General features: G+C 68.0%; 21 protein-coding genes and 1 tRNA gene. 10 read left to right on the top strand and 12 right to left on the bottom strand.

The genetic code is table 11. The annotated features are described in order from the left end of the window. Positions 1–245: 245 nt before the first annotated feature. The 9 genes from thrB to ACFFGN_RS22000 form a co-directional block, all read right to left on the bottom strand. Positions 246–1133 (bottom strand): homoserine kinase, encoded by an 888-nt coding sequence (gene thrB, locus ACFFGN_RS22040; RefSeq protein ID WP_380050769.1) that lies wholly within the window; start codon positions 1131–1133, stop codon positions 246–248. Beyond that, positions 1130–2212 carry a threonine synthase gene (gene thrC, locus ACFFGN_RS22035; RefSeq protein WP_380050767.1) on the bottom strand — a complete coding sequence of 361 codons (1083 nt, stop codon included), beginning with the start codon at positions 2210–2212 and terminating at the stop codon, positions 1130–1132. The genes thrB and thrC overlap by 4 nt, the downstream gene beginning before the upstream one ends. Next, complete coding sequence (locus tag ACFFGN_RS22030; protein WP_380050765.1) at positions 2212–3513, bottom strand: homoserine dehydrogenase; 1302 nt, start codon at positions 3511–3513, stop codon at positions 2212–2214. Before ACFFGN_RS22030 ends, thrC begins: the two co-directional genes overlap by 1 nt. Continuing rightward, on the bottom strand, positions 3513–4916 hold the full coding sequence (gene lysA / locus ACFFGN_RS22025) for a diaminopimelate decarboxylase (RefSeq protein WP_380050763.1): 1404 nt from the start codon (positions 4914–4916) through the stop codon (positions 3513–3515). Before lysA ends, ACFFGN_RS22030 begins: the two co-directional genes overlap by 1 nt. Then, the gene (argS, locus tag ACFFGN_RS22020; RefSeq protein WP_380050761.1) at positions 4913–6565 is read right to left on the bottom strand and encodes an arginine--tRNA ligase; all 1653 of its coding nucleotides are present in this window, start codon (positions 6563–6565) and stop codon (positions 4913–4915) included. The genes lysA and argS overlap by 4 nt, the downstream gene beginning before the upstream one ends. Positions 6566–7975: 1410 nt before the next feature. Further along, positions 7976–9631, bottom strand: coding sequence for a choice-of-anchor B family protein (locus ACFFGN_RS22015; protein WP_380050759.1), 1656 nt, complete (start codon positions 9629–9631; stop codon positions 7976–7978). A gap of 192 nt (positions 9632–9823) precedes the next feature. Beyond that, entirely contained in the window at positions 9824–10285 is a 462-nt protein-coding gene (locus ACFFGN_RS22010) for a hypothetical protein (RefSeq protein WP_380050757.1), read from the bottom strand. A gap of 133 nt (positions 10286–10418) precedes the next feature. Continuing rightward, complete coding sequence (locus tag ACFFGN_RS22005) at positions 10419–10946, bottom strand: hypothetical protein (protein ID WP_380050755.1); 528 nt, start codon at positions 10944–10946, stop codon at positions 10419–10421. Positions 10947–11416: 470 nt separating this feature from the next. Beyond that, positions 11417–11602 carry a PspC domain-containing protein gene (locus tag ACFFGN_RS22000; protein WP_380050754.1) on the bottom strand — a complete coding sequence of 62 codons (186 nt, stop codon included), beginning with the start codon at positions 11600–11602 and terminating at the stop codon, positions 11417–11419. A gap of 155 nt (positions 11603–11757) precedes the next feature. On the opposite strand from ACFFGN_RS22000, the gene ACFFGN_RS21995 reads away from it, so the two are divergent. The 4 genes from ACFFGN_RS21995 (at position 11758) to ACFFGN_RS21980 (ending at position 14448) form a co-directional block, all read left to right on the top strand. Then, positions 11758–11829, top strand: a tRNA-Arg gene (locus ACFFGN_RS21995). A gap of 53 nt (positions 11830–11882) precedes the next feature. Beyond that, a complete protein-coding gene (locus ACFFGN_RS21990; RefSeq protein ID WP_380050752.1) occupies positions 11883–12407 on the top strand; it encodes a winged helix-turn-helix transcriptional regulator in 525 nt (174 codons plus the stop codon). 121 nt (positions 12408–12528) lie between these two features. Next, positions 12529–13857, top strand: a complete 1329-nt coding sequence (locus tag ACFFGN_RS21985) for a hypothetical protein (protein ID WP_380050750.1) — start codon at positions 12529–12531, stop codon at positions 13855–13857. Positions 13858–13980: 123 nt separating this feature from the next. Then, positions 13981–14448, top strand: a complete 468-nt coding sequence (locus ACFFGN_RS21980; RefSeq protein WP_380050748.1) for a GNAT family N-acetyltransferase — start codon at positions 13981–13983, stop codon at positions 14446–14448. Positions 14449–14484: 36 nt separating this feature from the next. On the opposite strand, the gene ACFFGN_RS21975 is transcribed toward ACFFGN_RS21980, so the two are convergent. Beyond that, positions 14485–14988: a mycothiol transferase gene (locus ACFFGN_RS21975; RefSeq protein ID WP_380050746.1), complete on the bottom strand. Its 504-nt coding sequence runs from the start codon at positions 14986–14988 to the stop codon at positions 14485–14487. Between the two features lie 180 nt (positions 14989–15168). Between ACFFGN_RS21975 and cobG the strand changes: the two genes are divergently transcribed. From cobG to ACFFGN_RS21950, 5 genes are all read left to right on the top strand, one after another. Beyond that, a complete protein-coding gene (gene cobG / locus ACFFGN_RS21970; protein WP_380050744.1) occupies positions 15169–16401 on the top strand; it encodes a precorrin-3B synthase in 1233 nt (410 codons plus the stop codon). Next, the gene (locus tag ACFFGN_RS21965; RefSeq protein ID WP_380050742.1) at positions 16398–17030 is read left to right on the top strand and encodes a precorrin-8X methylmutase; all 633 of its coding nucleotides are present in this window, start codon (positions 16398–16400) and stop codon (positions 17028–17030) included. Before cobG ends, ACFFGN_RS21965 begins: the two co-directional genes overlap by 4 nt. Beyond that, positions 17027–18526, top strand: a complete 1500-nt coding sequence (locus tag ACFFGN_RS21960; protein ID WP_380050740.1) for a precorrin-2 C(20)-methyltransferase — start codon at positions 17027–17029, stop codon at positions 18524–18526. The genes ACFFGN_RS21965 and ACFFGN_RS21960 overlap by 4 nt, the downstream gene beginning before the upstream one ends. 90 nt (positions 18527–18616) lie before the next feature. After that, positions 18617–19222, top strand: coding sequence for a hypothetical protein (locus ACFFGN_RS21955; RefSeq protein ID WP_380050738.1), 606 nt, complete (start codon positions 18617–18619; stop codon positions 19220–19222). A 39-nt stretch (positions 19223–19261) separates the two neighbouring features. After that, positions 19262–20326, top strand: a complete 1065-nt coding sequence (locus ACFFGN_RS21950; RefSeq protein WP_380050736.1) for an FAD-dependent oxidoreductase — start codon at positions 19262–19264, stop codon at positions 20324–20326. 61 nt (positions 20327–20387) lie between these two features. Here the strand turns inward: ACFFGN_RS21950 and ACFFGN_RS21945 are convergent, their stop codons facing one another. Beyond that, positions 20388–21605, bottom strand: a complete 1218-nt coding sequence (locus tag ACFFGN_RS21945) for an MFS transporter (RefSeq protein WP_380050734.1) — start codon at positions 21603–21605, stop codon at positions 20388–20390. A 100-nt stretch (positions 21606–21705) separates the two neighbouring features. Beyond that, a complete protein-coding gene (locus ACFFGN_RS21940; RefSeq protein ID WP_380050732.1) occupies positions 21706–22779 on the bottom strand; it encodes an ArsR/SmtB family transcription factor in 1074 nt (357 codons plus the stop codon). A 79-nt stretch (positions 22780–22858) separates the two neighbouring features. Here ACFFGN_RS21940 and ACFFGN_RS21935 point away from each other — a divergent pair, with 79 nt between their 5' ends. After that, positions 22859–23560 (top strand): hypothetical protein, encoded by a 702-nt coding sequence (locus tag ACFFGN_RS21935; protein WP_380050730.1) that lies wholly within the window; start codon positions 22859–22861, stop codon positions 23558–23560. The last annotated feature ends 108 nt before the right edge of the window (positions 23561–23668 follow it).

Genomic DNA, 23668 nt, shown 5'->3' with positions numbered 1-23668 from the left:
CCACGACCTCGAAACGGATACGTGGGCATAGAGTCTCTCGCGCAAGATCTGGGTCCCCTGGAACCTCCGACGCAGGCGGCGTCAGGAATTCACTGGAGAGCGCCACCGAACACCAGGTGCCGGGAGCTAGGCCCGGATCGTGGCGAGAGTTCACCGATCACCTGGAGGGGATCGGGTGAGTCGAGACTAGCACCACAGGGGGTCAACAACACGACTCCAGGGGTACAACGCGTGTCCCCGGCCGATCATTCCGATGTGGTGGAATCGGCCGATGACCAGACCTGTACGCCCACTGGATCTATGCCGCATCGCAGCAGGTTCCAGCCATCCGGCGCCTCGAGCCCGCTGTCCCCCAGTACCAGCACGGTCGGACCGGCGCCGCTGACGATCGCGGCCTGGCCGTTGGCCCGCAGCTTTCTGATCAGGGCCAGGCTTTCCGGCATCGCCGGCGCGCGGTACTCCTGATGCAACCGGTCCTCCGTCGCCGTCAGCAAGAGCTCCGGCCGAGTGGTCAGCGCCGCAACCAGCAAAGCCGCTTTCCCCGCGTTGGCGGACGCGTCCGCGTGCGAGACCGAAGCCGGTAACAAGCCGCGAGCCACCTCGGTCGACAGCGGGGTGGATGGCACATAACCAGTGACAGAAAGGCCTTCCGCCGGTTCGAGCCGAACGGCCCTGCCGGTCCCGCCGTCCACCCAAGCGATGGTGAATCCGCCGTACACCGCGGCGGCGACGTTGTCCGGATGGCCTTCCAGTTCGTTGGCCAGTTCGAGCACCTTCACGTGGTCCAGCGGAGTTCCGGTCAGACCGTAGGCGGCGGCGATACCACCCACGATCGCGGCGGCCGACGAACCGAGGCCGCGGCCGTGCGGGATGCGGTTCACGCAGTGCAGGTCGAACCCGCCGACGGAAGCGCCGAGCGACTTCAGCCCGGCGCGAATCGCCCGCACGACCAGGTGCGACTCGTCCCGCGGTACGGCGTCCGCGCCCTCGCCGGTGACCTCGACCGAGAGGCCCGAGTCGCGCGGAACCACCGTCAGTTCGTCGTACAGCTCGACGGCCAGGCCGAAGGCGTCGAAGCCGGGTCCGAGGTTCGCGCTGGTGGCGGGAACGCGGACCCGGACGGCCGAACTCATACCAGTCCGGCGACGCGGGCGACGGCGTCGGTCTCGGCCGGGGTGACCGGCGCGTCCACACCATCCGGTACGGCGTATGCGAGGGCGGTATCGGTGTCCTTCAGGCCGTGCCCGGTCACGGTGATCACGATCGTCTGGCCACCGTCGAGCCGCCCGGCGGCCTTGGTCGCGAGCAGCCCGGCGACGCCGGCGGCCGAGGCAGGCTCGACGAAAACGCCTTCCTTACCAGCGAGTTCGCGCTGCGCGGCGAGGATCTGCTCGTCGGTCACGGCCTCGATCCGCCCGCCCGACTCGTCGCGCGCGGCCGCGGCCAGCTGCCACGAAGCGGGGTTGCCGACGCGGATCGCCGTCGCCTGGGTGTCGGGCTTGTCGACGATCTCCCCGCGCACGATCGGCGCGGCGCCCTCGGCCTGGAACCCCCACATCTGCGGGGTTTTCGAGGCGAGTTTGTCCTTGGCGTACTCGTTGTAGCCCTTCCAGTACGCGGCGATGTTGCCCGCGTTGCCAACCGGCAGCAGGTGCAGATCCGGCGCGTCCCCGAGGGCGTCGCACACCTCGAAGGCGGCGGTCTTCTGCCCTTCCAGGCGGACCGGGTTCACCGAGTTCACCAGCGCGACCGGGTAGTTCTTGCCAAGCTCGCGCACGATCCGCAGGCAGTCGTCGAAGCTGCCGTCGATCGAGACCAACTGCGCGCCGTGCACGATCGCCTGCGCGAGCTTGCCCTTCGCGATCCGTCCGGCCGGAATCAGTACCAGCGGCAGTAGCCCCGCGCGCACGGCGTACGCCGCGGCGCTGGCCGAGGTGTTACCGGTCGAGGCACAGACGACGGCCTTGTCCCCGGCCTGCGCGGCCAGCGAGATCGCGACCGTCATACCGCGGTCCTTGAACGAGCCGGTCGGGTTGTTGCCCTCGACCTTGAGCCAGACCTCGCACCCGGTCTGCTCGCTGAGCCATTGCGCTGCCACCAGCGGCGTACCACCCTCGCCGAGCGTCACCACCGGAGTGTCGGCCGAAACCGGCAATCGGTCTCGGTACTCCTCGATAACGCCACGCCATGCATGTCGCCGCTGAACCATCATTATTCCCCTTCAACCCGCATGACACTGCTGACTTCTCGAACGATGTCCATGTCTCGCAGGGCCTCCACGGTCGCGGACAACGCGGCGTCACTGGCGGTGTGGGTGACAACAACCAGTTGCGCGTCACCACCCCGGCCCTCCTGCCGCACGGTCTGAATCGACACGCCGTGCTCGGAGAACGCGTAGGCCACCGCCGCGAGCACGCCGGCCTTATCGGCCACGTCCAGCGACACGTGATAGCGGGTCTGGGTATCGCCCATCGGGCGCACGGCCCGCTGGGTGTACGACGACTCGCCGACCCCCGGCACTCCCTTGAGCCGGTTGCGCGCGGCGGACACCAGATCCCCGAGGACAGCACTGGCCGTCGGGGCGCCGCCGGCACCACGACCATAGAACATCAGCTGGCCGGCCGCTTTGGATTCCACGAAAACGGCGTTGTACGCGTCCCGCACCGAGGCCAGCGGATGACCCAGCGGAATCATCGCCGGATGCACCCGGGCGCTGACCGAATCGGTCGCGGCGTCGAGTTCGCAGATGGCCAGGGACTTGACCACGCAGCCCATTTCGCGGGCCGAGGCGATGTCCGTCGCGGACACCTCGGTGATGCCCTCGCGGTGTACGTCCGCGATCGAAACCCTGGTGTGGAAGGCCAAACTCGCCAGGATGGCCGCCTTCGCCGCGGCGTCGAAACCCTCGATATCGGCGGTCGGATCGGCCTCGGCATATCCGAGGGCCTGGGCCTCTTCGAGCGCCTCGTCGAAGCCGGCGCCGGTCGAGTCCATCTTGTCGAGGATGTAGTTCGTGGTGCCGTTGACGATGCCCATCACCTTGGTGACGTCGTCACCGGCCAGGGACTCGCGCAACGGGCGCAGAATCGGGATCGCGCCGGCCACGGCGGCCTCGTAGTACAGATCGCGCTCGTACTTCTCGGCGGCGGCGAACAGCGTGCCGCCGTCCTCGGCGAGCAGGGCCTTGTTCGCGCTGACCACCGAGGCGCCGTTCTCCAGCGCGGTGAGGATCAGGCTGCGGGCGGGTTCGATACCGCCGATCACCTCGATCACCAGGTCCAGGTCGCCACGCGAGACCAGCGCGTGCGCGTCGGTGGTGATCAGCGACTCGTCCACCGCGATGTCGCGGGCCCGGCCGGCGCGGCGAACCGCGATCCCGGCGATCTCCAGCGGGGCGCCGACCCGGGCGGCCAGGTCGTCGGCCTGGTCGGTGAGAATCCGGACCACCTCGGTCCCGACCACACCACAGCCGAGCAGGGCGACCTTCAGGGGTTTGACCGCACCGTGACTCATCACTGCACTCCCATGTCCAAAGCGAGCAGGTCGTCCTCGGTCTCCCGGCGTACGACGACTCGCGCCTGCCCGTCCCGCACGGCGATCACCGGCGGGCGCGGTACGTGGTTGTAGTTGCTCGCCATCGACCGGCAGTACGCGCCGGTGCCGGGTACGGCGAGAAGATCGCCCGGGCGGACGTCGGACGGCAGGAACTCGTCCTTCACCACGATGTCACCCGATTCGCAGTGCTTACCGACGACCCGGGCCAACGTGGGCTCCGCCTCGGAACGCCGTCCCGCCAGCGTGCAGGAGTAGTCCGCGTCGTACAGGGCGGTACGGATGTTGTCGCTCATACCGCCGTCGACCGAGACGTACGTGCGGGAGGCGCCCGCGTCGAGCTCGACCTCCTTGACCGTGCCGACCTCGTACACCGTGCACACGGCCGGTCCGACGATCGCGCGGCCCGGTTCGATCGAGACCCGCGGTACCTCGACGTCGAAGGCCTTGCACTCGTGCTCGACGATCTTGCCGAGCTCGGTGGCCAACTGGTGCGGGTCGGACGGGTCGTCCTGGGTGGTGTAGGCGATACCGAAGCCGCCGCCCAGGTCCAGCTCGGGCATGTCGACGCCGAGCTCGGTGGAAACCCTTGCGTGCAAGGCGAGTACGCGCTTGGCCGCGACCTCGAACCCGGACGAGTCGAAGATCTGCGACCCGATGTGCGAGTGCAGTCCGAGCAGCTCCAGCCCCTCGGCCCGCTGGACCCGGCTGACCGCCTCGAACCCGTCGCCCGAGGTGATCGAGAACCCGAACTTCTGGTCCTCGTGGGCGGTCGCGATGTACTCGTGGGTGTGCGCCTCGACGCCGGCGGTGACCCGGATCATCACGGGCGCGACCAGGCCGCGCTCGACGGCCAGGGCGTCCAGGCGCTCGATCTCGTGGAAGCTGTCGACGATGATCCGGCCGACGCCCGCCTCGAGGGCGCGGGTGAGTTCGCTGACGGACTTGTTGTTGCCGTGGAACCCGAGCCGGGCCGGATCCGCGCCCGCGCGCAGGGCTGTCGCGAGCTCACCGCCCGAGCAGATGTCGAGGTTGAGCCCCTCCTCCATCACCCAGCGCACGACCGTCGTACAGAGAAAGGCTTTACCGGCGTAGTACACGTCGAAGTTCTTGAAGCCCTCCTTGAACGCCCGGGCGCGAGCACGGAAATCGGCCTCGTCCAGCACGTACGCCGGGCTGCCGTGCTCGGCGACCAGCTCACGTACGTCGAGGCCGCCGATCTCCAGCGCGCCGTCGGCGTTCTTGAGCGCGGTCATCGACCAGAGCGACTTGACCAGTTCGTTGGCGTCTTTCGGCGCGCGCAGCCAGGCCGGACCCCGGTACCCGAGGTCCGCGTGCAGCGCGCCCGCCTCGTGCGCCCTCACATCCGCTCCGGAGCGGAGACGCCGAGCAGGTCGAGCCCGTTGGCGAGCACGGTCTTGGTCGCGGAGACCAGGGTGAGACGAGCCTTGTGCACCGGCTCCACCTCCTCGTCACCGCGCGGTAGCACCCGGCAACTGTCGTAGAACTTGTGGAACCTCGAGGCGGTGTCCTCCAGGTAGCGCGCGATCCGGTGCGGCTCGCGCAGTTCGGCGGCCGTCGCCACCACGCCGGGGAACTCCGCCAGCGCGCGGAGCAGATCGCCCTCGCGGTCATGGCTGAGCAGGCCCGGCTCGAACTCGTCCAGCTTGATGCCGAGATCGGCCGCGTTGCGCAGGATCGACGCCAGCCGGGCATGCGCGTACTGCACGTAGTACACCGGGTTCTCGCTGACCTGCCGGGTCATCTCCTCGATGTCCAGGGTCAGCGGCGAGTCCACCGGGTAGCGGCACAACGTGTAGCGCAGCGGGTCGACGCCGCCCTCCTCGACCAGCTCGGCCAGCGTGACGATGGTGCCTGCCCGCTTGGACAGCTTCATCTCCTCGCCACCCTTGAGGATCTTCACCAGCTGGCCGATCAGGATCTCGATGTTGTGCTCGGGGTCGTCACCCGCGCAGGCCGCGATCGCCTTCAGGCGGTTCACGTACCCGTGGTGGTCGGCTCCGAGCAGGTAGATGCAGACGTCGAAACCGCGCTCGCGCTTGTTGATGTAGTACGCCGCGTCGGAGGCGAAGTACGTCGGCTCACCGCCGGTCCGGATCAGCACCCGGTCCTTGTCGTCGGTGAAGTCGGTGGTCCGCATCCAGAGCGCCTCGTCGGCCTCGTACAGATGGCCTTGCTCGCGCAGCTTGTCGATGGCGTGCGGTACGCCGTTCTGCTCGTGCAGGCTGCGCTCGGAGAACCAGACGTCGAAGCTGGTCCGGAAATGGTCGAGCTGGCTCTGCTGCTCGGTGAGCTGGAGCTGGTACCCGGCCTCACGGAACGCCGTTTGCGCGTCGTTGGTGTTGAGGATCTCGGGGTTCTCGGCGACGATGCGCTTGGCGAGATCGTGGATGTACTCGCCGTGGTATCCGTCCTCCGGGACCGGCTCGCCCTTCGCGGACGCGTACAGCGAGGCGCCGAACTTCTCCATCTGGGCGCCACGGTCGTTCACGTAGAACTCGCGGGTGACATCCGCTCCGGCCGCGATCAGCACCCGCGCCAGCGCATCACCGACGGCGGCCCAGCGGGTGTGCCCGAGGTGCAACGGCCCGGTCGGATTGGCCGAGATGAACTCGAGGTTGATCTTTTGGCCCTTCAGCGTGGCGCTGCTGCCGTACTGCTGACCGGCCTCCAGAATCGCCGCCGCGATCTTGCCCTGAGCATCGGCCGCCACCCGGATGTTGATGAACCCCGGCCCGGCGATCTCCACCGCCGTAATGGCCGGATCATCGCTCAGCCGGGCTGCCAGGAGCTCCGCGAACTGGCGCGGCGCCATGCCGGCCTTCTTACCGAGCTGCATCGCCACGTTCGTCGCGTAGTCGCCATGCTCGGGATTCTTGGGCCGCTCCACCTTCAGTTCGGCGGGCAACCCGCCCTCGACGGTGAGCGTGCCATCGTCGACCAGGGTGGTCAGGGCCTGCAGGATCGTGGTAGCGAGCTGTTCCGGGGTCACCGGCCAAGCCTAACGGCGGCGATCCCGTGCTCCGGACAGGGTTTCCGTTCCCTGGTCACTCCTTGCCCCACTTTTACGTCCCCAAGGCGTACCCAGCCCCATTCCTCCGGCAGATCCGTCCCCCGACCGTCCCACCAGGTGGTCGCTTTCCCTTCGATTCTCGTCTGTGCGCCCGGTTTGTCGGAGCCGGGTGGTTCCGGTTGGCACCCGTCCCCCTGAGGTCTTTCGAATTGTCAGGTCGGTTCGGGCCGCGTCAAGGGTTTTCAATCACCTGCGGTGACGCGTTCGCGCCCTTGACCCGGCCCGAACCAACCAAAAGGCGGCAGCTATCAGGGGGACGGGTGAGGTCTGCCCGGGATCGGGATATCCGCACGCTCCGCGCCAGGACCTCCGGCACGCCCCCGCGCGGGTCCACCGCCCTCGACCCGGGCTGGTGGCCCGACTGACGGCCCCGACGGCTCGACCGGGGATCCCGGCGGCCCGACTGGGGTCCCGCTGGCCCGACTGGGTCCCGATGCCCCCGGCGCCGGGCGGTCCCGATGACCCTCACTGGCGATCCCGACGACCCGGCGGGCGGTCCCGATGCCCCCAGCGGGCGCCCCGATGGCCCGGGGGCGGTCCAGCCGAACCCACTACCGACTTTTGGTACGACTACCCGGCTACAACCGGGTAGCGGCCAAACAACTCGGCAGCGGACACACCAAAACCCGGTAACCGAGCAAAAACCCGGCAGCCGACCCGAAACCCCAGCACCGATCGCCACCAACACCACCTCACGCCAATCCTGCGAGTGGCCAGCCACCCCGCCGGTGGGTTACCACCCCGGATTCCCAGGTGGTAACCCCCCACCCCAGTGGCCAGCCACTCCCACGGATGCGGGCGACCCCGGGCGATCCCGGCGACCCCGGGCGATCCCGGGTGATCCCGGCGATCCCGGCGATCCCGGCGATCCCGGTGGTCCCGGTGATCCCGGGTGACCCCGGGCGATCCCGGCGACCCGGGCGATTCGCCGAGGCGGACCACCCGGCCAACCAGCCGCGCCACCACCGAACCAACCCGACACAACCGGCCACACCCCACCCGTCCCCCTGATAGCCCGCCGCCCTTGGTGGACCCGGGACGCGTCAAGGGCGCGCACGCGTCGGCGAAGCCGATCTCGACCCTTGACGCGTCCCGGGTCCACCTGACAATTGCGACCACTCAGGGGGACGGGTGACCACCGAACCCCCTCCCGGTTTCGGAGTTCCCAGGGCAGGCGAAGACGACGACTCGTCCGAATTCGCCCGCCCACGTCGGCGACCACAGCGGGCCGCCGTACGAAAGGGCGAGCGACTCCAGACGAATCAACGCAACGAAAGGGAGAGCCCGGCGCGTCGACGCACACGAAGTGAGAACCCGGCGCGGGTGGACCTACGGAGTGATGGTCCAGGAGTCCAGGGTGCCGGTGTCGCCGGTGTAGAGATCCTGGATGCGGAGTTTCCAGGTGCCGTTGATGGGCTCGGAGGAGGCGTTGATGGTGTAGGTGGCTACTACGTCGTCTGCGCCGTCGCCGTTGCTCGGGTCCTTGACGCGGTACGCCGTGCCGTCCGGCGCGACCACATCGATCGCCAGATCGCCTCGGTAGGTGTGGCGGATCCTCACATCCACCTTCACGGCCGACGACGCGTTGCCCGAACGTGCCGTGATCGGGATTTCGCTGACGACCGTCGCCTTGTCCTGGATCGCGACGTCCGTGTCGTTGGTGTAGGCCTGCCCGGTCGGCGGCGGGATGTTGCCGAGCTGGGGCTTCACCACGAACAACCCTTGCTCGATGCCACTGATCACCACGTTGCCGCTCGGGAAGTACGGGTAGGTGCTCCAGGCACCGTTGAAGCTGCCGTTGCTGTCGGCCGGGTAGATGTCGAAGTACGCCGCCTCGGTCAGCTGGGCGGTTGCCACCTTGCTGATGTCCACGATGCGCAGGCCGGCCCGGTAGTTCGCCTGGTACGAGTAGTTGCCCAGCACGTACTGGTTGTGGTCGATCGCCTTCGAGGGCGCGGTGTACGTGCCAGTGTGGACGGGCGCGTCGAGGTCCTGCACGTTCCAGATGTAGGTCTGGGTGTTCACAGACCGTTTCTGCTCGTCCAGTTCGTCATCCAGCAGGAAGTACTTGTGGTCCTCGGTCAACCACCCTTGATGGCTGTACGCCGATCCGTTGTAGGTCTTGCGTACGACCTGCTTGGGGGTTGCCTTGTTCGTGACGTCGACGATGGTGAGCGTGTCCTCGTTCGCGTTGAAGCACAACTCGCGTCCCGTGTACGTCGCGTCCGGGCCCTTGTAAATCACGCATTGGGTGTCGTGGGTGTACCCGTCCGCCGCTACGCAACCAGCCGAGACGGGCGTTTTCGGCGTACGGATGTCGACCATGTGCGGTCCGCCGCTGCAGGTGTTCGAGCCGACGGCGTAGGCGTAGCCCGTTGCCTCGTTGATCGCGATGTTGTGCGCGTTGCCGAACTGGGCGTAGTGCTTGTCGGCCGTGAACTTCTGCGGGCTCGAGATGTTCCGCAGGCGGGTCAGGTCGAACACCTGCATACCGTGCCCGGACACATCCGCGACGATGAACGCGTGGTCCTTGTAGACCTTGATGTCGCGCCAGGGCGCCGTACCACTGTGGGTGGGCAGATTGCCGAGGTAGATCGGCGAGGTCGGCGTGGAGATGTCGACGAAGGCGGTGCCGTTGGTACGGCCCATCAACGCGTACTCCTTGCCGGTGAGCTGATCGGTCCAGCCCCAGATGTCGTTGCCCTGGCCCCCGCCGATGCTGTTCATCGGCAACACGCTCAGCAGGTCGACGCCCTTACAGGGATAACCGGCGGCGGTTCCGTTCACGCATGGCGTGGCGGCGGCACCGGTGATCGGTGCCGCCTTGCTCACCGGCTCGCGGTCGACCAGGAAGCGGCGGGCGGCATCGCGGCCTGCCGGGGTGTCCGGGTCGTGAGCCCAACTCGCCGTGGCGGTCATGCCGGTGACGGCGGCAACAACCGCCAGTCCGGCGAGCAAACGTGCTTTCTGGCGCGACAAAACCATGGCGGTGGTTCCCCTCGTCCGGCTCCGGCCTCACACCCGAGACGGCGACCAGTGGACCAGAAGAACCCCGCTACGTATAGCCATTGCCTGGACACGCAAGGTAAAACCTTCGCGCTCGCCAACACCCGCATCTGCAGGTCGGTGGCGCCGGCGTCGAACCACCGGAGCCGCCATTCGCCTGGCGTGGCGGATTTACAGGTAGTACCAAGTGACGTTCACGTCCTGGCCGCCGGCGCCGTAGGACTCGATGGCCACGGTCATGACCGGGTGGCCCTTGGCCTTGCCGCCGACGTAGAAGCACTTGACGTACTGGAAGCCGTCTTTGGGCGGGCAGGACTGATCGGAGCGGTAGGCGACCCGCTTGCCTTCGATGCCGTGGTAGCCGGCCGCACCGAGACGCATGCCGTCCCAGTACGAATTGCTCGAAGCGTTGTTGCAACCGGTGATGGCGCCACCTGACTTGCTGTCGTTGTACCAGGCGGTCGCGGCGCAGTTCGCCAACCGCTTCATCGCGGTCGACCGCGAGCTGAAGTCGCCGCTCCAGGTCATACCGGCCGCTTGGGCCGTTGCGGTGTTGGCGGCGATCAGCAGGGTGCCGGCGGTGACGGCCAGCCCGGCTCGAAGGGCAACAGGCTTGAACCCGGACAAACGCATAATGATTATCACTTTCAATAGGCGGACGAGCCGTCAGCGAATCGCCGCCAGGCGTCACCTGTCGCGTGATCAGGTGGCACGGCGATGAAGCCCTGCTGAACAACTGCCCCGGCTACCGATCCGGTCCGCCACCTCAGCGCTTGGCGGCGACCTCGATCAGGCTTTCCCTCTGCAGCTTGGCGTCCCAGGCAGCGGGTTCGCCGTTCACCTGGACCTCGACGCCACCACACGCGTCACCGAGGCACTTCGCGTCGTACCGGACGCCCCAGAGGGTGAAGAACTGGGCGAGCGTCGGCCGTTCGGTGGTGGTCTTGGCCTCGACATTGACGATGCCGTCGGTCGCGTGGGTATGCACCGCTGCCTGTTCGGCACGGACCCGGTCGATACCGATGTCCACCGGCAGTTCCACCGGAGCGCCGTCCACCGTGACGATGAGTTTCACGTAGTACGGCGTGGGGCCCTTGAAGTCGAGCGGCAGTCGCTCCATCCCAGCCTTGTCGATGTACGACACGGCGTCGCGCGGCGCCGACCACGGCGGCGGCCCCGTACGAGCCTCGGCCGGACCGGGCGGCGCGGGACCGACCTGACAAGCGGTGAGCGTGGCGCCGGTGGCGGCCAGCAGCAGTACGACGGACAGGCCACGTCGTACCCGATCCTTCATCAACGGTTTCGCCTCCTTCCGGCGGAGGGAAGTTTCGCACGCGAGCACTCACCGCCGTCCGGCAGTCGCGTGTTCGACTAACCGTGGCGGGCGTTCAAACGCGCCTGCTGGGATCATCGCCTCGGCCGACGGGCCCACCGCCCTCACGGTCAAGGGCTGCAAGAGCCCTTGCAGTAAAGAGATCGCGGCCCGCAAGCTCGCGCCGTACGCGCAAGGCGGCGGCCTCGATCTCGTCGGCCCGAGCGTTGATTGCAAGGGGCCCGGATGGCGCGCAGCGGTAGGACCCTCGCCGACGACAGCAAGGGCGGCCCGTCTCGCGACGGGCCGCCCTGTCGGCTGGCCGAGGGTTGTGGCGGTTCCTTCCAGCGAAGGCTTTTTGTCACCGCCCGCGCCAAGATCGGCACGACCGGGAAACCGCCCGCTGTGAAATCGCTCTCACCGCCTCATCCCCTGACGGACCATCAGTGACTTCAGCGCTCGGACGGCATCAGCGCCCAGAGCACGAGGTAGATCAGGACCTGGGGGCCCGGCAGCAGGCAGCTGATCACGAAGATCAGCCGCATCGTGCTGGACGACGTGCCGAACCGGCGGGCCAGACCGGCGCAGACACCGCCGATCCAGCGATCGTGCGACGGACGGACCAAAGAGGTAGCCATGGTTCGGATTTCCTTTCACTGGTTGGGCCTACATCCACTATGACGACCCGTTCGCGCGACGGGATCCCGCCGCGCGGGCAAGCCAGGGTCGAGTCAGGGATGGCCCCGGGTGAAAACCTCCGGCCGATTTCCTGGTACTGTTCCTCCCGTCCCGAGCCCCCGTAGCTCAGGGGATAGAGCACCGCCCTCCGGAGGCGGGTGCGCAGGTTCGAATCCTGCCGGGGGCGCCCAGCGCGTTAGGCCCTGAACCAGTTTGGTTCGGGGCCTCTTGCTTGGCACCGTGGCGTCGAAGGGACGGGTGGTCCAGATCGCTGTGAACCAGATCCGCGACGAGGACCGGGAAAGCCCGCTGTCCACCGTGATCCAGCATGTCGGCGAGTGGTGGAAGGTGCTGATCCTGCACGACGCCTTCGACGGCTTCACGAAGTTCGACGAGTTCCAGCAGAACCTCAACCTCTCGGCGAGCACCCTCACCAGCCGATTGAAGGAACTCGTCGCCGATGGCCTGCTGGAGCGCCGCCAATACCAGGAACATCCACCGCGCTTCGACTACGTCCTCACCGACCTAGGCCGATCACTTCGGCCCGTTCTGGTGGCGATGGCCGCGTGGGGCAACCAGCAGCTCAAGCCGGACGAGCGCAGCATGATCCTGGTCGACGCCGAAACCCGCACAGAGGTCGAGCCCGTCGTAGTGGACCGCGCGACCGGCCGCCGGGTGGACGGCCCCGACTTCGTCTTCACCGCAGGCCCGGCCGCCAGCGAAACCATGCAAGCCCGCTACGCCATCGGCCCCCTAGAGGCCTGACCTACCGCTCCTGTGTAAACGGTTCCGCGAGGTAGCGCGTCATCCTCCGAGCAGTGCGTTGGTGCTCGCCCCGTCAGAGGGCGAGCCGGCGGGCTGGTTGATCTCTGAGGAAGGACGCGTTTTGCCGGAGTTGACTAGGTCATGGCAACGGGTACTCGCGGGCGGAGCCGCCGCGGTCCTGCTGACCACCGCCGCCGCCCCTGGTGCCACCGCCGCGCGGTTGACCCAACCGGATCTGTCCGGAGTAGTCGCGCGGCACCGGACGCTCGCGGTGGAGAGCTCGGTTTACAACCTTGGCGATACCGCCTTCGAGGTACCGGGGTTTCTGGGGGATGACGAGGGCTCCGAGCGGCTGGCGAAGATCGAGTTGGCCGGCGTCGTGCACTATCCGAAGAACCTGGGCAAGGGCCGCCACCCCGTCGTACTGATCTCGCATGGGCTCTGGGAGACCTGCGCCGACCGCGAGGCCGATCGAGCCGAAAAGCAGGCGAGCGCCGAACTGGAGCACACCACCGACCCGGCTGAGCAGGCACGGCTCGAGGCGATCATCGCGAAGGCCTACAAGGCGCTGGGGTCGTGGCCTTGCGCGGCTGGCACGCCTGCGATGCCGAGCTACCGCGGCTACGACTATCTCGGGAAGGTCCTGGCAGCTCAGGGCATCGTCACGGTCTCCATCAGCGCTAACGGGGTCAACGCCGGCCAGCAAGGCCAGATCCAGGACGAAGCTCGCGCCGCTCTCATCAACAAGCACCTGAGCCTTTGGCAGCGCCTGGCCAGCAAGGGCGACGGCCCACTCGCGAAGGTCCTTAAGGACGCGCCGAAGTTCAAGGGTCACCTCGACATGTCGAACGTTGGTCTGAGCGGTCATTCCCGCGGAGGCCGCGGCGTGGGCTTCCAGGCGGCTGACGTGCACCAGGCGAAGTGGCCCGCTGGTGTGAAGATCAAGGCGGTACTGCCACTGGCGGCGGTCGAGCACTACTCGCCCGACGATGAACCGGAGAGGCCCGAGCACACGCCGTACCGGATCACCAACGTGCCGATCGGGGTTGTCGCTGGTAGCTGCGACGGCGCGACCGACGGACGCCGGTTCGACTTCTACGACCAGAAGAACCGTGCGCCGCTCTACCAGTGGTACGTGCGCGGCGCGAACCACAACTTCTTCAACACCCAGTGGTCGCCCGCCAGCGGTCAAGTCCGCTCGTACGACGACGCCCACCTGTGGGCCACCAACCCGCCTCCGGCGCCTGGATACTGCCGAGACAGCGAAGACCCGATCAAGGACGACAAGCAGCTCACGGAGGGCCAGCAACGCGCGGTATTCGTCACGTACGCAAGCGCCTTCTACCGACGCCACCTGCTCGGCGACAAGTCGGTCGATCCCTTGCTGCTCGGCCAGATCAAGCCCTTCGCGGCGGTCGAGGTCCGGTCGGACCTGCCAAAAACGTCCTGACGAACCCGAAGCCCTTACGCCGAAGCCGTAGTGCAGGTCCGGCGATCCCGGACCTGCACATCCTCGGTGTGACGCCACGTTGGACCCGCGAACTCGGCCCTTCGGTGGGCTAGGTTCGGCCGCATGCCAACGGTCCGAGTTGTCACCGAACGCGACGTCGACCAGCTGGTCGAGTCCGTCACCAACCTGTTCCGCGACGACGCCGGACAGTTCGACCCGCTGACGGACACCAGCTGGCCCCAGCGCGAGGGCCATGCGCGGTACAGCGCGCTGGTAAGCGATCCGGACTGGCTGCTGCTACTGGCGTACGACGACGGTGGCCGGCTGATCGGTCATCTAGTCGGTCGCGTGAACGAGCCGGGCTCGACCCGGCCGCATCGCTCCGCCGTGCTGGAGAGCATCTACATCTGGGCCGACATCCGGAGCCAGGGCGTGGGCGCGCTGCTCACCACCCGGTTCCTCGACTGGGCTCGCGAACAAAACGCGGTGTTCGCCTCGGTCAGCGCCTATGCCGCGAACGAGAAGGCGCAGCGGTTCTATCAGCGGCAGGGATTCGCATCCCAGAGCGTGATGCTCCAGACCGTGCTGTGATCCCGGCTACCGGCTCTCCTGGGGACACCAAACGCCTCACTCCCCCGTCGTTCCGTCGATGAGTTCCCGCAAGATGTCCAGGTGGCCCAAGTGGCGAGCCGACTCCTGCAGGACATCGGTGAGCAGGCGCTCCACCCGCACCTGCTGCCCATAGACCTCGACGAACGAACTCCAGTCCACCTCCGCGAGCGTCTGCTGGGAACGCAGCCACTCCTCGTCGTACGCCGCGACGACGGTGGTGATGGAGTCGTCCGGCTCGAGCCGGAAGTCGAAGCCATGGTCATCGTGGCTCCACAGCAGCGGCAGCCGGCTCCCGCCGATGTGGACCTGGATGTGCTGCCGCTGCACCGCGGTGAGGTGCTTGATCAGCCCGAGCGGGCTCATCAACGGCGAAGTCGGCAATGGCGTTGCCCGGGCCTGCTCCTCACGCAAGCCGACGAGCTTGTTCACCGCCGTCGTATGCACGAACTCCAGGAACCCCAGCACGGCGGCAGGCAGCGTCGCCGCCCGGTCCGGCCAAGGTCGCTCACGAAGACTCATGCGAGCGATCCTACCCACTCGCTGCGCAATTATCGAATCTATGTTCGATCCACTGTGGATGAATCCCCGCAGCGATCGGCGGATCATGAGCGGCGCGTAGGAGCCGCCGGAATACCACATATCTCACATCGGGGCCGCTGCTGATCCGGGCGGTGGAGGTGGGCAAGTAGCATCGCGGCCGTGGTCCTCCGTATGCCGCCAGCCCGAACCAGCCCGGACAGTTGTCCGGGCGTGCTGGCCGTACACCAGGCGGCTGACGGTGGATTGGCCCGCATTCGGGTCCCTGGCGGCTTCGTCAGCGCGGACCAGCTCCAAGTCCTGGCGAGCGCCGCCATCGCGGTAGGCGACGGCAGACTCGAACTGACCTCCCGGGCCAACCTGCAGATCAGAGGGCTCAAGCCCGGCAGCGAGCAGACCCTCTCGGACCGCCTGTACACGGCGGGCCTGCTGCCCTCGATGACGCACGAGCGCGTCCGGAACATCCTGGCCTCTCCACTGACCGGCCTGGACTCGACCAGCCTGTACGACGTACGGCCGCTGGTGGCGCAGCTAGATCGTCTGCTGTGCGCACGGGCTGACCTGGCGGAACTGCCCGGGCGGTTCCTGTTCGCCCTCGACGACGGCCGGGGCGATCTCACCGCGCTCAAGGCGGACGCAGGGCTCCAAGTATTTCCTGATGGCCGGATCGCCCTGAGACTGGCTGGAGCCGACACAGGCGTCCGAGCCAACCTCTCGCAAGGAACGGGCCTCCTGCTCGCTACCGCCCGGGCCTTCCTCGCCGAACGAGCCGAGCAGCGTTCCGAGGCCTGGCGGCTCGCGGAACTCGAAGACGGCGTACAACGCGTTCTAGTCCGTCTGAACCATCAAACCGCCCAAGACCCGTCAGAGGCCTCAGCGCCGCAGGGCGGGCCCACCGAGGCCGGACGCCACCTGCAGCCGGATGGACGCGTCGCGCTCGTCGTAGTCGTTCCCCTCGGGAGTCTGACCAGTGACCAGGCCGAGGCAATCGGACAGGCCGTACGGGTTACACCCTGGCGTTCGCTCGTACTGCCGGATATCCCCGCGGACCAGGTTCACGCCGCCGAAGAGCGTCTAGCCGGCGTCGGCCTGGTGGTTGATCCCGAGTCGCCATGGGTCGGTACGACGGCTTGTGCGGGACAACCCGGCTGCGCGAAGGCCCTGGCCGACGTACGTGCCGATGCGCGGCGTACGACGCTGAGGTTGAGTGGGCGCGGGCGGCCCGTGCATTGGTCCGGGTGTGAGCGGCGGTGCGGGCATCCCGCCGATGAGCTGGTGGATGTGGTCGCGACCAGCGAGGGATACCTGGTGGATGGTGTCCCGGCTGGCCGCGAGCAAGTGGGCGAGCTGATCGCCGCCCGAAGAAACAACGAGAAGACGATGAGGACGCTGTGAGCCAGCTGGACTACGAGCGCGACGGAGCCGAGATCTATCGGCAGTCGTTCGCCACCATCCGGTCGGAGGCGGCGCTGGACGGCCTGCCCGCCGACGTCGCGCAGGTCGCGGTGCGCATGATCCACGCCTGTGGCATGGTCGATCTGGTCGAGGATCTCGCCTGGTCCCCCGGCGCGGTGAAGTCCGCCCGCGAGGCCTTGCGGGCCGGCGCCCCGATCCTCTGCGACGCCGCCATGGTGGCCGCGGGGATCACCCGGCGACGGCTGCCGGCCGACAACGAGGTCGTCTGCACGCTGTCCGCGCCCGGCGTACCCGAACTCGCCGCTCAGCTCGAGACCACTCGTAGTGCGGCCGCTCTCGATCTGTGGCTGGACCGTCTCGATGGCGCGGTGGTTGCCATCGGCAACGCTCCGACCGCGCTGTTCCGGCTGCTCGAGCTGATCGAAGCCGGCGCACCCAGGCCCGCCGCCGTACTGGGGATCCCGGTCGGGTTCATCGGCGCGGCCGAATCGAAGGAGGCTCTCGCGGCCAACTCACTCGGGCTGGAGTACCTGGTGGTCCGGGGCCGCCGGGGCGGTAGCGCGATCACCGCGGCCGCCATCAACGCGATCGCGAGCGAGGAAGAATGACGGGACAACTATGGGGTGTCGGGCTCGGCCCCGGTGATCCCGAACTGGTGACGGTCAAGGCAGCCCGGCTGATCAATGCCGCTGACGTGATCGCGTTCCACAGCGCCCGGCATGGCCGCAGCATCGCCCGCTCAGTGGCCGCGCCGTACCTGCGCGACGGCCAGCTGGAAGAGCACCTGGTCTATCCGCTCACGGTCGAGACGACCGATCACCCAGGCGGCTACCAGGGCGCGATGGACGACTTCTACGCCGACTGCGCCGAACGGCTGGCGGCCCACCTCGACGCCGGGCGCGACGTCGTCGTACTGGCCGAGGGTGATCCGCTCTTCTACGGGTCCTACATGCACATGCACAAGCGGCTGGCCGATCGCTATCCGTGCGAGGTGGTACCCGGCGTGACCTCGGTCAGCGCCGCGGCCGCCGTACTGGGCAGGCCGTTGTGCGAGCGCGACGAGATCCTGACCGTGCTGCCCGGCACGCTGCCGCCGGACGTGCTCGCCGAGCGCCTCGCGCAGACCGACGCCGCCGCGGTGATGAAGCTCGGCCGGACGTTCACCAACGTGCGCGAGGCCTTCGAGCTGGCCGGCCGGGCCGACGAGGCGTTCTACGTCGAGCGAGCGACGACCGCCGACCAGCGCACGATGCCGCTGTCGGAGGTGGATCCCGACTCGGTGCCGTACTTCTCACTGGCGTTGCTGCCCAGCCCTATCAACAATTTTGTTGCCGAAGGCACCAATATGGAAGCCTCCGCGGTCGGTGGTTCCGTCACGGTGGTGGGCCTCGGGCCGGCCGGCCCGAACTGGATGACCCCGCAGGTGCGGTCCGCCATCGCCCAGGCCGACGACCTGATCGGCTACGGCCCATACCTGGATCGCCTGCCCGATCGGGCCCGCCAGCGCAAGCACGGTTCGGACAACCGGGTGGAGTCCGAGCGCGCGGCCTTCGCGCTGGATCTGGCCCGCAAGGGATCGCGCGTCGTGGTGGTCTCGTCGGGTGATCCGGGCGTCTTCGCGATGGCCTCCGCGGTTACCGAGGTGGCGAGCGAACCGGCGTACCAGGATGTTGAGGTCGTCGTACTGCCCGGGCTGACCGCGGCGCAGGCGGTGGCGAGCCGCGTGGGCGCTCCGCTCGGGCACGACTACTGCGTACTCTCGCTGTCCGACCGGCTCAAGCCGTGGGACGTCATCGAGAAGCGGATCCGGGCGGCTGCGGCGGCGGATCTGGCCATCGCGATCTACAACCCGGCCTCGAAAACCCGTACCTGGCAGGTGGCCGCGATGCGCGACCTGCTGCTGGCGGTGCGCGAGCCGGCGACTCCGGTGGTGATCGGCCGCGACGTCGGCGGGCCCGAGGAGGCGATCACCGTCACCACGCTGGCCGAGCTCGATCCGGCGCAGGTTGATATGCGCTGCCTGCTGATCATCGGCTCGTCGACGACCCAGGTGATCGAGCGCGAGGCCGGCCGGCTGGTCTTCACCCCCCGCCGCTATCCCTGAGCATCGGCCGCCGCGCTGAACCACGCGGCGCATGAGGCTCGCGACCGGGGGTACCTGACCGGTCACGGGCTGATCGCTGAGGAGAGCGTCATGGTTCAGCACTACGAAGACAAGACCGAGGAAACGACCGTGCCGCCGGCACCGGCTCATCGCGCCGATACGAAGGTGGTCGAGACCGTTGACCCCGTTTACCGGGGCTTCAAGGGTGGTTCGGCCTTCTTCGGCTGGTTGATCGCCGTGGCCATCACGGTCCTACTGGCCGGGGTGGTTGGCGCGATCGCCACCGCGGTGGACTACGCGGTCACGATCAACTGGGACGAGATCGGTAGCCAGGCCGGGACGGTCGGGCTGGTCTCGAGCATCATCCTGCTGCTGGTGATGGCTCTGGCCTACTACACCGGCGGGTACGTCGCCGGCCGGCTCGCGCGGTTCGACGGCGCTCGCCAGGGTCTAGGCGTCTGGGCCATCGGTGTACTCGCCACGCTGCTTGTCGCCGGTCTCGGCGCGTTCGCCGGCAACGAGTACAACGTGCTCGACCGGGTCGACATCCCGACGCTGTCGCTGTCGGACGAGACCATCACTACCGGCGGCCTGATCCTGGCCGGCGCGTTACTGCTGGTCACCCTGCTCGCCGCGGTCATCGGCGGCAAGGCCGGTCAGCGGTATCACCGCAAGATCGACACCAGCTGGAAGTGACGCCGGAAGATCCACGCCCGCTAACGGGTTGAAGCAGGTGTGGAGCATGTCGACGTCGTTGTGATCGGAGCAGGGCAGGCAGGTTTGTCGACCGCCTACCACCTCGTCCGGATGGGCTTTCGCCCGTACGACGAGGTGGTAGTGCTCGATCGCAACCCTGCGCCGGGTGGAGCCTGGCAGCACCGGTGGGACTCGTTGACCATGTACGACGTCCACGGGATCGCGACGCTGCCCGGGCTCGACGTACCGGAGAGTGCGGGTAGTGAGCGGGCCAACGAGTTCGTGCCGCACTACTTCGGGCAGTACGAACAGCAGTTCAACTTGCCGATTCTGCGGCCTGTGGCGGTTAGTACCGTCCGCGAAGCTCCGGAGCGTCGTCTAGAGGTCGTGACTGACCAAGGCGTCTGGAACACGGCAGCGATCGTCAATGCCACTGGTACTTGGGATAGGCCGTTCATCCCGTGGTACCCGGGTATCGAAACCTTCAAGGGCCGCCAACTCCATACGGCCGACTACACCGGCGCTGAGGAGTTCACGGGCCAGCGCGTACTCGTGGTCGGCGGAGGTGCCTCTGCGGTGCAACTGCTCGCGGAGATCTCCGAACACGCCAGTACGACGTGGGTGACTCGTCGCGAGCCGGTTTGGCGTGATGGCGAGGAGTTCGGCCCCGAGATCGGGCGAGCCGTAGTGGCGAAGGTGGAAGAACGCGTCCGCGCCGGTCTGCCGCCGCGCAGCGTGGTGAGCGTGACCGGGTTGCAGCTTCGCGAGCAGGAGAAGGCCGCCGCGGCGCGCGGGGTCTACCAGCGGCGCCCGATGTTCCGGCGGATCGTGGCCGATGGGGTGGAATGGGCCGACGGTACGACCGAACGGTTCGACGCGATTCTGTGGGCGACGGGCTTTCGCGCGGATCTGGCGCATCTCGCGCCGCTACATCTGCGGGAGCCGGCCGGTGGCATCCGGATGGACGGCACCCGCGTGGTTCGCGACGATCGCGTGCACCTGGTGGGTTACGGGCCTTCCGCGAGCACGATCGGCGCCAACCGGGCCGGCCACGCAGCCGCGCGTGCCCTTCGTACGTTGCTGAAGATGCCCGCCAAGCTCTGACCGTCAGGCTTTGGTTGCCAGGCTTTGGTTGGCCAGGCTTTGGTTGGCCAGGCTTTGGTTGTCAGGCTGCGGCGGGTGTCAGCGGAGGTTGGGCCGCCTGGTGGCCGCGGACCACCGGTGGAATGAGGGTGCCTGCGAGAAAGAAGATCGCCCCGGTCGCGAGCCAACCCGGCCAGCCGATCGAGACCGCGACGACGGTGAGGAGCAGCGGCGCGATCAGGTCGCCCATCTGCCGCCCCATCGCGTAGGCGCCCTGGTACTGACCTTGCCCGCCGGGCGGCGCGAGTTCGAAGCTCACGCCCCAACCACCGGCCGACTGCAGCATCTCCCCCAGCACGTGCACGAGCGCCGCCAGGATCAGCAGGCCGATCGTGACCGGCCCGGAAGTCACATCCGTCAAGGCGAGCACCGCGCATGCGATCGCGAGCAGCCAACCAGCCCGGCGCCCCGCTCGTGCAGCACCACGCAATTCCTCGGTGCCGCGGGCCACTCGCACCTGCAGCAGGATCACAGCGATCGAGTTCAGCACCAGCAGCACCGAGATGACCCACGTCGGCGCATCCGTCGCGGTGGCCACCCATAGCGGCATGGCCACCTGGATCATCGCTGCGTGCATCGTGAGCAAGCCGTCCAGCGCAACAAACGCGAGGTACGGCCGGTCCCGCAAGGCGGTGAGCGCCGACGGGCCCGAGGCCATCGGCACCGGCGGTACGGACGGCATCCCCCAGGCGACGATCGCCGCGGTCGCCGCGAAGGTGGCAACGTCCGCGAGCAACGCCACCACGTAAACCGTCGGACGGTCGACCGCGAGCACGATACCCGCGAGCGCGATACCGACGGCCATGCCGATATTGGTGGCGACCCGCAATTGGGCCCGGGTACGAACCCGCTGCTCGGCTGGTACGACGCCCGCGATCAAGGCGCCTTTCGCACCACGCTGGCCCGAATCCGCGATGGCGGTGACGACGGCGATCGCGATGAACCAGCCGACCGAGCGGACCTGCGTCAGGCCCGCCATCGCGATCGCCTGGATCAGCAGGAACACCACGTACGCGCGGTTCGGGCCGAGGCGGTCGGCAACCACCCCGAGCGGCGTACTCGTGATCAGCCCGGCCAGGGCGGCGATCGTCAGGCCGAGGCCGACCGCGGGGACGGAGAGCCCGGCGACCCGGGTGAGGAAGAGCGCGCCGACCGCGGCGTACACCCCGTTGCCGAGGGTGTTCACCACAGTGGCGAGGATCAGGCGGCGGATCACCGGCAGGCGGAGGGCAGACGTCATGGGCGCTATTCCAGCCGTTCGGAGCCGACGTGTTCCGTCGATTGCCGGATCACGTCAAACGACGGTCTGGCGCGGATCACTCCAGCAGATGATGGAGACCTCAGCGCATGATCAGGGTGAGCAACTCGTCGCCCAGGTCGCGAAGTGCGGCATGGTCGAGCCGATACGTGACGAACCGGCCCTCGCGCGCGGCGGTGACAACGCCCGCACGGGTCAGGGCGCGGAGGTGTCTCGTCACCTGGGTGGAGTTGAGATTCCACAAGGAGGCGATCTCGCCTGCGGTCCGGGGTTCGCTGGCGACGGCTCGGCAGATCCGCAGGGCGATCGGCGCAGCGAGGGTCTCCAGCCGGGTTTGCAGCGCCTTCGCCGTCGGAACGGCCGGGCCCGCCGTGCCATCGAACGGGTAGATCACCGAGATCGGGTGCCCTGGAACGTCGGTGAGATACAGGTGTGGCGCGACGAAGGCACTCGGTACCAGCAGCAGGCCGCGACTCCCCACGTCGAGACGCTTGCTGTGCAGGCGTTGCGCCACCACGGAATCCGCGCCGGGCTTGCCGTCGATCGCCGGGTCGAGCGAGGTCAGCATGCTGGCCAGGCCCTGCCGGATCGCGAGGTCACGGTCGTGCCGCCCGCGGACCGTCAACTTCGGCGCGACCTGCGCCCAATCGGCGGCGAACCACGCCTGCCAACACCGGTCCAGCAGATCGAGGAATCTCTCCACCGGCCGGTCCGGGTCTGTCAGCAAGCCCGCTACAAGTACGTCGACCTCCCGCCCGCGACTGCGCGCCCAATGCCGGACCGAATCGAGGTCACCCGAACCGGCCTGCAGCGGCCGCACGAGATCCGCCGCGAGCTCGTCGGTTGGCCTAGACCGTAGCCGCGCGAGTTCACGCTGCCAGCCATTGCCCTCCGCCGGTCCGGCTTCGGGCTCTTCGACCGGGTAGGTGACGAAGATCCGCGCCCGCACGGCACGGTACGTCCAAGACCAGGCGTCGAGCTCGGCGTTCTCGGCCGGTGTCATCGTGGCCTTGACCCGGTCAGCCCATTCAGCCCGGTCGTGGTGGTCGGGCGCCGCCAGCACGTGCAGAGCCGAACCGAGCTCCAGCAACGGAGACACGACCAGCCGGACCTGCTCGCCGGTCAGCCGGGTCAAACCGGTCAGTACAGAGGGCACCCCCCGATCATCTCAGCCAATCCACGGCGACGAACAAGGCTTCATCGGAACGGGCGGTGACGCCGAGGCCCGGCAGGACATGTTCCCGACGCGTGTGCCCGACTTCGTCAACCAGGACCAGCTTGGTACGGACGCCACTCCGGCCGACAACAACTTCGACCGTGAACACCCGCTCTACAAACAGATCAGTGCTCTCGCTTCTTATACGAGGCGCGATCCGATCTGGAAACGCGGCAACCAGGTGCTGCGGCATACCGACGCGGATGTCGTCGCGTTCAGCCGCATCGCCGGTACGGAGTACCTCGTGCTGGCCAACTCGTCGAACCAGCCCCGCGCCCTCGACGTACCAGTGGGCGCGGCCGGGATGACGTACGACCAGGACTGGCCCGTACGACGTACCAGGTCGCTCCGGAGCTTGGACCAGTCGACCGTGCAGGTGACGGTGCCAGCTTTGTCAGCAGCGGTGTACCGAAGCCGGAATGCCTTGCCGCCTACGGCGCATGCCCCGGCGCCGAGGTTATCCGTGGGCGGGAAGACCTCGGACGGGCGGACTGCCTTGATCGCCGACGTACCAGGTGTGCCGTTCGCGCAGGCCACCTTCGCCGCGCGGGTCGAAGGGCAGAGCGATTGGACGCACCTCGGTACCGACGACGCGGGCCCGTACCGCGTCTACCCCGACCTCACGAAGCTCCCGGGCGCGGCACCGGATAGGGCCGTCCGCCTCCGGGTGGTGATCAAGGACAGCGTCAACCGCCTCGGCGTCGCCACTCTCACGCACTAAGCAGATCCACCGGCATGACGTGTACGTCGTACCGGCTGCTCGCACCGGTCGCACCGGCCACTCATGCCGCGAGTCGCCGCGAATCGCCGGTGGTGCCGCGAGTGGCCG

The sequence above is a fragment of the Kribbella deserti genome (genome assembly GCF_042434725.1).
Lineage (GTDB): Bacteria > Actinomycetota > Actinomycetes > Propionibacteriales > Kribbellaceae > Kribbella > Kribbella deserti.
This window is presented reverse-complemented; position numbering and strand designations above follow the sequence as displayed.

Excerpts from the sequence above, each read along its gene's own strand:
- thrB (WP_380050769.1), bottom strand. The coding sequence starts at position 1,133 with ATGAGTTCGGCCGTCCGGGTCCGCGTTCCCGCCACCAGCGCGAACCTC.
- ACFFGN_RS21980 (WP_380050748.1), top strand. The coding sequence starts at position 13,981 with ATGCCAACGGTCCGAGTTGTCACCGAACGCGACGTCGACCAGCTGGTC.
- ACFFGN_RS22010 (WP_380050757.1), bottom strand. The coding sequence starts at position 10,285 with ATGCGTTTGTCCGGGTTCAAGCCTGTTGCCCTTCGAGCCGGGCTGGCC.
- ACFFGN_RS22000 (WP_380050754.1), bottom strand. The coding sequence starts at position 11,602 with ATGGCTACCTCTTTGGTCCGTCCGTCGCACGATCGCTGGATCGGCGGT.
- ACFFGN_RS21975 (WP_380050746.1), bottom strand. The coding sequence starts at position 14,988 with ATGAGTCTTCGTGAGCGACCTTGGCCGGACCGGGCGGCGACGCTGCCT.
- thrC (WP_380050767.1), bottom strand. The coding sequence starts at position 2,212 with ATGATGGTTCAGCGGCGACATGCATGGCGTGGCGTTATCGAGGAGTAC.
- ACFFGN_RS21955 (WP_380050738.1), top strand. The coding sequence starts at position 18,617 with ATGGTTCAGCACTACGAAGACAAGACCGAGGAAACGACCGTGCCGCCG.
- ACFFGN_RS22030 (WP_380050765.1), bottom strand. The coding sequence starts at position 3,513 with ATGAGTCACGGTGCGGTCAAACCCCTGAAGGTCGCCCTGCTCGGCTGT.
- ACFFGN_RS21935 (WP_380050730.1), top strand. The coding sequence starts at position 22,859 with ATGTTCCCGACGCGTGTGCCCGACTTCGTCAACCAGGACCAGCTTGGT.
- ACFFGN_RS21960 (WP_380050740.1), top strand. The coding sequence starts at position 17,027 with ATGACGGGACAACTATGGGGTGTCGGGCTCGGCCCCGGTGATCCCGAA.
- ACFFGN_RS22015 (WP_380050759.1), bottom strand. The coding sequence starts at position 9,631 with ATGGTTTTGTCGCGCCAGAAAGCACGTTTGCTCGCCGGACTGGCGGTT.
- ACFFGN_RS21945 (WP_380050734.1), bottom strand. The coding sequence starts at position 21,605 with ATGACGTCTGCCCTCCGCCTGCCGGTGATCCGCCGCCTGATCCTCGCC.
- ACFFGN_RS22005 (WP_380050755.1), bottom strand. The coding sequence starts at position 10,946 with ATGAAGGATCGGGTACGACGTGGCCTGTCCGTCGTACTGCTGCTGGCC.